The organism is Dialister sp. UBA1703 (assembly GCA_002320515.1).
Lineage (GTDB): Bacteria > Bacillota > Negativicutes > Veillonellales > Dialisteraceae > Dialister.
This window is the reverse complement of sequence record DCJJ01000010.1, coordinates 1-8,631: the sequence shown is the minus strand read 5'-3', so window position 1 is coordinate 8,631 and position 8,631 is coordinate 1. Positions and strand designations below refer to the sequence as shown.

Here is an 8,631-nt window from a genome sequence, read left to right as displayed (position 1 = left end):
CCCTTTGAACCTTTTGAACCCTCTGACCCCTCTGAACCCTCATGTGCGCATTCTGCATAGAATGCGCAAGTCAGCCGAAGTTGGCCCTTAGCCTGCCCATAAAAGGGCCTTCTTATTGTCGGCTGACCGTTTGAAGGGCGTGTTTTATATAAAAATGTGAGGTGCATAGTATGTTTGAAAAATGCAGGGAGCATAAAAAAGCCTTTATCCTCATAGCGGCCCTTCTTATACTGGCCGTGGGCTTTGGATGCTATGAGTACAGGAACCGCAAAGCGGCGGAAGAGGCTGCGCATCAGCTGGTGCTCTATGGCAATGTGGATCTCCGGGAGGTGTCACTGGCCTTTAAGAACAGCGATCGTATTTCCGATATCCTTGTGGAGGAAGGGGATGCGGTGAAGAAGGGACAAGTGCTGGCGAAGCTGGACACGGCGGATCTGGAGCATCGCATGGACATTACCCGTTCCCAGGTCGATGCCCAGCAGGCGGTGGTGGATAAACTTCATAACGGCACTAGGGAAGAAGATCTGCGGAGCGCTGAAGCCAAGGTCCGGGAAGCCCGGGCAGAAAAGGATTTCCTGACTTCTGATTACCAGAGAAAACAGGATGCTTTCCAGGCTTCCGGCGGCAAGTCCGTAAGTCGCCAGGTCCTTGAGGATGCCAGGACGAAGCTTCAGGTGGCCGAGGCAAAGGTGAATGAGGCAGAGGAAGCACAGAATCTGGCTGTGGCCGGCCCCAGAAGCGAAGATGTGGCGGCCGGGGAAGCACAGCTGGATGCGCTTAAGAATACGCTGAAGCAGGAAGAGTATACCCTGTCCCAGTCGGAACTGACTGCGCCCCAGGACGGCGTCATCCGGTCCCGTCTTATGGAAGTGGGGGATATGGCTTCTCCCCAGAAGCCGGTGTTCCGCATGTCCCTGAATACGAAGAAATGGGTACGGGTGTATGTGAAGGAAGGGGACCTGGGCAAAATCCATGAAGGCATGGACGCCAGGGTGTATACAGACAGCGATCCGAAAAATCCGGTGAAGGGCCAGATCGGATATATTTCCTCCACCGCTGAGTTTACGCCGAAAAATGTGGAGACCTCGGAACTCCGCACGGCCCTTCTCTATGAGGTGCGGGTGTATGTGACAGATCCGGAAAACAGACTGCGCATGGGCATGCCGGCTACGGTAAAAATCGGACTGTAAAGGGTGATGACATTGGAAGACTCTGTAATCAGGGCCAAAGACCTGTATAAAGGCTTTGCCATCAAAGGGGGCGTCCTTCCTGCCCTGGACCATCTGTCCCTTTCCGTGAAAAGGGGAGAGCTTACGGCGGTGATCGGTCCTGACGGCGCCGGAAAGACTACCCTCATGCGGCTCATTGCGGGCCTCATGGCGCCTTCCTCCGGCAGTCTTTCCGTACTGGGCCTTGACAGTGTGAAAGATGCGCAGGAAATCCAGAGCCGCATTTCCTACATGCCCCAGAAATTTGGACTCTATGAGGACTTGACGGTGGCGGAGAATATGAATCTCTATGCCGACCTGCACGGCGTTGCAAAGGACAAGCGGCCTGCCCGCTTTCAAAAGCTCTTGGAAATGATGGGGCTGGAGCGGTTCACTGGCCGGTTTGCAGGGAAGCTGTCCGGCGGCATGAAGCAGAAGCTGGGCCTTGCCTGCACCCTGGTCCGTTCGCCGGACCTGCTTCTCCTGGATGAGCCTACGGTGGGGGTGGATCCCCTGTCCCGTCGGGAGCTCTGGGACATTCTGAAAGAGTTTGTGAAGGAGGAGCATCTTTCCATTTTTGTCAGCACTGCCTACATGAATGAAGCGGAAATGTGCCGTCATGTGTTTGTGCTGAACAAGGGCCGTATCCTGGCTGACGGCACGCCGGAGGATCTGCGGAACCTGGCCCGGGGACGTACCTACCGGGTCATGCCGGAGGCAGGGATGCCTACCCGGATTCTCCAGGCCCATTTACTGGACGATGATGATCATGTGGTGGACGCGGTGCCTCGGGGCGGGGAGGTCCATTTCATTGCCCGAAAGCAAGGCATGGTAATTCCCTGTCTGGAAGCCGGAGGTCTCAAGGCGGAAGCCGATGAACCCCGTCTGGAGGACGGCTTTATGATTCTTCTAAGGAAAGCGGAGCCGTCGATACTGAAATCTTCGCCGGACAGCGAAAGAGCTCTGGATGAAGGCGGCCGGCCTTCGGAAGAGGTCAATATCCGGGTGAAAAATCTGGTGAAGAAGTTTGGCGATTTCACAGCGGTAGCCAATACATCCTTTGAGGTGCATAAAGGAGAAATTTTCGGCTTGCTGGGGCCTAACGGCGCTGGAAAGACCACCACTTTCAAAATGCTCTGCGGCCTTCTGCCGGAAACCAGCGGTTTCCTTTCGGTGGCAGGGGTGGATTTGAGAAAGGCCAGAACCAGGGCCAGGGCCAACATAGGCTATGTGGCTCAGAAATTTTCTCTTTACAGCCACATGACGGTACGGGAAAATCTGAATTTCTTCGGCGGCCTCTATGGACTGGCACCGGCAAAGAAGAAGGAGCGGATCAGGGAAGTGGTGAAGGAATTTCATCTGGAAAACCGGCTGGACATGAAGGCGGGAGATCTCCCCGGCGGCTACAAGCAGCGCCTGTCCATGGCCTGCGCCCTTATTCATGAGCCTAAAATCCTGTTTCTTGATGAGCCCACCTCCGGCATTGACCCTCTGGCAAGACGCAATTTCTGGCGGCAGATTACCACCCTGGCCGCCCGGGGGACCACCATTATCATTACCACCCATTTCATGGAAGAGGCGGAGTACTGCGACCGTTTCATGATTCAGGATAACGGCCAGCTGCTGGCCATCGGAAGTCCTTCAGAAATCAGAAGAAAACTGAAGGAACCCCGGGCGGATATGGATGATATTTTTATTAAAATCGTTGATGAAGCAAGGAAGAAAGGAGAGAAAAATCCATGGAAGGATTCTGCCGGCGCATGAAAGCGCTGATTTACAAAGAATTTCTCCAGCTCATCCGTGATTCCAGCTCTCTTCTTCTGGGTATCGTGCTCCCCATTATTCTGATCCTGATCATCGGTTACGGCATATCCCTGGATGTGAAGAACGTACCCTGCGCCGTGGTGCTGGAAGATGCATCGCCCAAAGCCCAGGATGCCGTGAGCTTTCTGAACGGGTCCGACTACTTTTCACCGGTTTATGTGACAAGCATGAAAGAGGCGGAAAAACAGCTTCTGGACAGGGACGTAAATGTCATTATAGATATTCCTCCCGATTTCACCTCCTCCCTCTATGAAGGACGGGCGAAGGTTGAGGTCATTATGGACGGTGTGGAAACGGCCACGGCCATGAGCACCGGCTCCTATGTGGAAAGTTCCCTGTCCGCCTGGATGGCAAAGGAAGGGCTCACCGGTAAAGGCGGAATTTCCATCGTTTCCCGCATGTGGTTTAACGATGCCAATTCCAGTACCTGGTTCTTCATTCCCGGTCTTATCATGCTCATTATGACCATCGTGGGGGTCATGCTGACCTCTGTGGTTATGGCCCGGGAATGGGAGCGGGGTACCTTTGAATCCCTCTTCGTCACGCCGGTGAAACCCATGGAGCTGGTGCTGGCCAAAATGGTGCCCTATTTCTGCGTGGCCCTTCTGGGCATGGGCATCTGCCTGGTGCTGTCCCGCTTCCTCTTCGAAGTACCCCTGGAGGGGTCCCTGATAGCACTGATTCTGATTTCCATGGTGTATCTTCTGGTGGCTCTGGGCATAGGGCTGGTAATATCTGCCATTACGAAAAGGCAGTTCCTGGCCTGCCAGTTTTCTCTGCTCATCAGCTTCCTGCCCTGCCTGGTGCTGTCGGGCTTCATTTTTGACCTTCGCTCTACGCCGGAATTCGTACAGGCCGTAGGGGAAGTGCTGCCCTTTTCCCACTATCTTATTTCCATCAGGACACTCTTCCTCTCCGGCACCGATATAGGCCTTCTTCTGAAAGAGGGAGGGCTCCTTATGCTGTATGCCCTGTTTTTCGTCAGTGCTGCCTTCGGCATGACCAGGAAGAAGGTGGAATGATGGATGACATCAGACTTTTCCTTCAGCAGCTTCGGGTAATCTGCGTGAAGGAAATCATGGCCATCTGGAATGATCCCGCCACCCGCCGCATCGTGGTGGTGCCGGTCATTATTCTGGGGTTCCTTTTCGGCTATGCCGCCAATTACAATCTGGAAGACGCGCCCTATGTGGCAGTGGATGAAAGCAGGAGCTATGATTCCTCCCGCCTCCTTTCCCGCTTTGACGGCACCGGACTTTTCCATCGGGTGGCCACGCTGCAGAATCCCGATGAAATGGGAACTATCATTACCCGGGGCGATGCGGTGATGGCGGTGTTCATTCCCGCCGATTTCCAGCGAAAACTGGATGGGGGAGAAAAAGCGGACATCCAGATCATTACGGACGGCAGAAATACCATGACCGCCGGCCTCTCTTCTGCCTATGCCGCCCATATTGTGGGACAGTTCAATCTGGAAAGGGCCGGAAGGGAAAGCCCGGTGACCATAGAAAGCAGGACCTGGTTCAATCCGAACCAGATTACCCGCTGGTTCTTCCTGCCCGGTATTATCGGCCTTTTGAGCTTTGCCCAGGTCTTTCTCCTGGCAGGCCTTTCGGTGGCCCGGGAAAGGGAAGAAGGCACCTTCGAGCAGCTTCTGGTGGCGCCGGTCTCTCCGGCGGTGATTCTTGTGGGGAAGGCGGTGCCTCCCATGATCGTGGGCTTTATACAGTGCACCATTCTCCTCTGCATCAGCTACTTCTGGTTTAACGTGCCCTTTGCAGGCTCCCTTGTGACCTTCTATACAGCCCTTTTCTTCTACCTTTTAAGCTCTACCGGCTGCGGGCTCATTGTATCCTCTATTTCCAAAAACATGCAGCAGGTGCTGGTCTATGTCATTGTGTTCATGATTCCTATGGCCCTTCTTTCCGGCATTATTACGCCGGTAAGGAATATGCCTCCTTTCCTGCAGCTTGTGACCTATGCGGATCCCCTGCGCTTTGCCCTGGAATTGATACGGCGCATCTATCTGGAGGGCCTTACCTTCGGAGAGCTGGCCTGGAATTTTGTGCCCCTGGCCGTCATATCCCTGGTGACCCTCACCATTGCGGGGTACCTGTTCCGGCATCATATGAATTGAAGGTGAATGTATGAAATCCATCAAAAAGAATACAAGGGAAGACGGCGCGGAAACAAAAGCCCGGCTCATTCAGTGCGCCGGCCGCCTGATAGCAGACCAGGGCTATGACCGTACCACCAGCAAGGATATCTGTCGTCTGGCAGGGGTCAATATGGCAGCTGTGAACTATCACTTCGGCAGCCGGGAAGGTCTCTACCAGGCGGTGCTGAATGAGGTATACCACTATGTCCTTTCGCCGGTGGAAATAGAAACCATTTACCATATGAACATAGGGCCCCGGGAGAAACTGATGAAGCTCCTGGATTTATATGTGAAGGAAGCCCTCTTTTCCGAAAGCTGGCAGGTAAAGGTGAGCATACGGGAACTCATTAACCCGTCGGACGTATTCACCAGGTTTGTGGAAAGCTATATTGGGCGAAAGCTGACGCCGGTGCTGGATATTCTTTCCAGCTATATGGGCCTTCCTGCCCATGATGCCAGAGTACCCCGGGCCTTTCTGGCCGCCCTTTCGCCTTTCCTCATTTTCCTTCTTTCCGGCCATCGCCAGATGGGCCTTGTTATGTACGGCCTTTCCAAAAGGGACAGAAAAGAAAAAATGGAAGAAGCGGACATGCTGAAAGAATTCGTCTTCGCCGGACTGGACCGGCTGAAGGAAAAGTGGGGCGGGAAGAGATTTGAGATTTGAGAATTGAGGTTTGAGGAGGTGGAGACAGACGGTCAGACGTTGGACTCCCTTCCAGAGGAAGGGGGCTATGGCATTTCGCCATGCAGCACTGTTGGCACAAAGGGTAATCCCGTAACGCTGGCTATAAAACTCATCGCCCGCAGGGCGATACCTTCCCCTCTGAACCCTCTGAACTTTTTCCCGCCCCTTTCTACACAACCCTTCTACACAACCCGCCGCCGGCAGGCGGCTACAACCCTCGCCCGCAAAACGGGCGCCCCCCTTTTTCTTTAACCCCATCCCCACCCTGTAAACCTTTCCTTCCATTTGATATACTATTTATAAGATGTGAAGCAAAAATTATCCGACGGTACAGGAGGATTCCCATGCAGGACCATTTGAAGATTGCTTATACGAAGAAGGCGCTGGAGCTGTTTCCGCCTATTCCTACCAGGGAGGCAGCTGCTGCGGAGGAGACGGATTTTACGGATATTGCCGGCCTGGTGGTGACGGAGGAGGACAGCGGCATACTGAATGACAGGAGGGCTGCGGCTTTCCATATCCCCCTGTTTCTTGTGGCGGCTGACCGGTTTGAGAAGACTGACGATGTGCTTGGCAAGGTGTGGGGCATTCTTGATACCAATCCTTTGCACCGTCCTTTTTTCGAGCGGCAGATTGAAAAGGCGGCTTCTTCCTATGAGGAGTCGCTCCTTCCGCCTTTCTTTAAAATGCTCCGGGAATATGTGAGCTGGGGAAATTCGGAATTTGACTGTCCCGGTCATCAGGGGGGCTCTTATTTCACCAAGCATCCTGCAGGCCGCATTTTTTATGATTTCTACGGGGAAAATACTTTCCGCGCAGACCTCTGCAACGCCGACGTAGCCATGGGGGACCTTCTCATTCATGAAGGAGCAGCCCTGGCGGCCCAGAAACATGCGGCCCGGGTGTTTAATGCAGACAAAGCCTATTTCATTCTGAACGGCACGTCCGGTGCCAACAAGGTGGTTATGAATGCCCTCCTCACGCCGGGAGATCTGGTGCTCTATGAAAGAAACAACCATAAGTCCGTAGGCTACGGCGCCCTCATCCAGGCCGGTGCCATTCCCATCTACCTGGAAACCGCCAGGAACCCCTTTGGCCTCATCGGCGGCGTGCTGGATCACTGCTTTAATGAAGAATACATCCGCATGCTCATTGCGGAAAGAGATCCCCGGCGGGCCCGCATGGACAGGCCTCTTCGGGCGGCGGTAATCCAGCTGGGAAATTATGACGGCTGCATTTACAATGCCCGGCAGGTGGTGGAAAAAATCGGCCATCTTTGCGACTACATCGTCTTCGATTCCGCCTGGGTAGGCTACGAGCAGTTCATTCCCATGATGAAGGACTGCAGCCCCCTGCTCCTTGACCTTAAGCCCGACGACCCCGGCATCATTGTGACCCAGTCCATTCATAAGCAGCAGGCCGGTTTCTCCCAGGCCTCCCAGATTCTGAAAAAAGACTCCCACATCAAGGGGCAGGCGCGGTATGTGCCTCATAAGATTTTTAATAATGCCTTCATGGTGAATTCATCTACTTCCCCGAACTACCAGATTTTTGCCTCCCTGGACATGAATGCTAAAATGCAGGAAGGCGATGCAGGGAAAATGCTGTGGCATGAATGTATTGTCAATGCCATTGAAGCCAGAAAAAAAGTGCTCCGCCACTGCCGCTACCTCCGTCCCATTGTGCCGCCTGTGGTTCATGGGAAGAAATGGGAAGAAGGGGATACGGAACAAATGGCGGAAGACATTGCCTACTTCGCTTTTGAACCGGGCGGCAAATGGCACTCCTTCCAGGGCTACGCCAAGGGCCAGTATTTCATAGACCCCATGAAACTGCAGCTCATGACGCCGGGCATTCATATGGAAACCGGGGAATACGAGGACTTCGGCATTCCTGCCGTCATCCTGGCCGATTACCTTCGGGATAACCAGGTGATCCCGGAAAAATGCGACCTGAACGACATTCTTTTTCTTATGACGCCGGCGGAAACGGAAACGAAGCTGGATAACCTCATTACCAAGCTGGTGCAGTTTGAAAAGCATATCGACGAAAATTCCCCTATGGAAAAGGTGCTCCCCACGGTATACAGGAAATACAGCTCCCGCTACGAGCGCTACACCATCCGTCAGCTCTGCCAGGAACTCCATGACTTTTATAAAGCAAGGAAAATCAACGTGCTGCAGAAGAAAATGTTCCTGAAATCCTACTTCCCGGAGTATTTCATGAGTCCCCAGGAAGCCAACTGGGCCCTGGTGCGGGGAAAGGGAGAACTCATCCCCCTGGATGAGGCGGAAGGAAGAGTGGCCCTCCAGGCCGCCGTGCCCTATCCCCCCGGCGTCACCTGCGTCCAGCCCGGAGAGCGGTGGTCCCGCATAGCTCTGGACTACTTCCTGGACTTCGTGGAAACAGCAAACATCCTCCCCGGCTTCGCCCCGGAACTGCAGGGGGTATACCTGGAAAAAGATGAATCCGGCCGTTTGCAGGCCAAAGGCTATGTGCTGAAGAAGGAAGAAGAGAAGGACTATAAGGATTAGTGGGCTGGGGTGCTAGTGAGCGTCAGTGGTGGAAGGGAGCGCCTTCGACGCGATTGGGATCGAAATCGGGATCGGTGCCGGGATTGGGGGAGTTGGCTTTTCTTCCCCAAACTTGCCCACCCCCGCCTGTTGGCAATGCTACTTAGTTAAGGAACAAGCTGAGGAAGATCAACAAAATTGAGTCAAATATCATTGTTAACGGTTGCCTTTTCTCCATATTGA

The 8,631-nt window shown here is 53.9% G+C and carries 6 protein-coding genes; all 6 read left to right on the top strand.

Annotated features, from left to right (window positions below; translation table 11 throughout):
* Positions 1–170 precede the first annotated feature (170 nt).
* The 6 genes from B2Y11_RS00660 (at position 171) to speC (ending at position 8,409) form a co-directional block, all read left to right on the top strand.
* On the top strand, positions 171–1,190 hold the full coding sequence (locus tag B2Y11_RS00660; RefSeq protein ID WP_291054793.1) for an efflux RND transporter periplasmic adaptor subunit: 1,020 nt from the start codon (positions 171–173) through the stop codon (positions 1,188–1,190).
* A gap of 6 nt (positions 1,191–1,196) precedes the next feature.
* Positions 1,197–2,972 carry an ATP-binding cassette domain-containing protein gene (locus B2Y11_RS00655; protein WP_291054808.1) on the top strand — a complete coding sequence of 592 codons (1,776 nt, stop codon included), beginning with the start codon at positions 1,197–1,199 and terminating at the stop codon, positions 2,970–2,972.
* Positions 2,948–4,054, top strand: coding sequence for an ABC transporter permease (locus tag B2Y11_RS00650; RefSeq protein ID WP_291054790.1), 1,107 nt, complete (start codon positions 2,948–2,950; stop codon positions 4,052–4,054). The genes B2Y11_RS00655 and B2Y11_RS00650 overlap by 25 nt, the downstream gene beginning before the upstream one ends.
* Positions 4,051–5,169, top strand: a complete 1,119-nt coding sequence (locus B2Y11_RS00645) for an ABC transporter permease (RefSeq protein WP_291054787.1) — start codon at positions 4,051–4,053, stop codon at positions 5,167–5,169. Before B2Y11_RS00650 ends, B2Y11_RS00645 begins: the two co-directional genes overlap by 4 nt.
* Positions 5,170–5,179: 10 nt before the next feature.
* Positions 5,180–5,854 (top strand): TetR/AcrR family transcriptional regulator, encoded by a 675-nt coding sequence (locus tag B2Y11_RS00640; protein ID WP_291054784.1) that lies wholly within the window; start codon positions 5,180–5,182, stop codon positions 5,852–5,854.
* A gap of 365 nt (positions 5,855–6,219) precedes the next feature.
* Positions 6,220–8,409, top strand: a complete 2,190-nt coding sequence (gene speC, locus B2Y11_RS00635; RefSeq protein ID WP_291054781.1) for an ornithine decarboxylase — start codon at positions 6,220–6,222, stop codon at positions 8,407–8,409.
* Positions 8,410–8,631 lie beyond the last annotated feature (222 nt).

What these genes read in the sequence shown, in the direction of transcription:
- B2Y11_RS00645 (WP_291054787.1), top strand. Translation starts at nt 4,051, where the DNA reads ATGATGGATGACATCAGACTTTTCCTTCAGCAGCTTCGGGTAATCTGC.
- B2Y11_RS00655 (WP_291054808.1), top strand. Translation starts at nt 1,197, where the DNA reads ATGACATTGGAAGACTCTGTAATCAGGGCCAAAGACCTGTATAAAGGC.
- B2Y11_RS00660 (WP_291054793.1), top strand. Translation starts at nt 171, where the DNA reads ATGTTTGAAAAATGCAGGGAGCATAAAAAAGCCTTTATCCTCATAGCG.
- B2Y11_RS00650 (WP_291054790.1), top strand. Translation starts at nt 2,948, where the DNA reads ATGGAAGGATTCTGCCGGCGCATGAAAGCGCTGATTTACAAAGAATTT.
- B2Y11_RS00640 (WP_291054784.1), top strand. Translation starts at nt 5,180, where the DNA reads ATGAAATCCATCAAAAAGAATACAAGGGAAGACGGCGCGGAAACAAAA.
- speC (WP_291054781.1), top strand. Translation starts at nt 6,220, where the DNA reads ATGCAGGACCATTTGAAGATTGCTTATACGAAGAAGGCGCTGGAGCTG.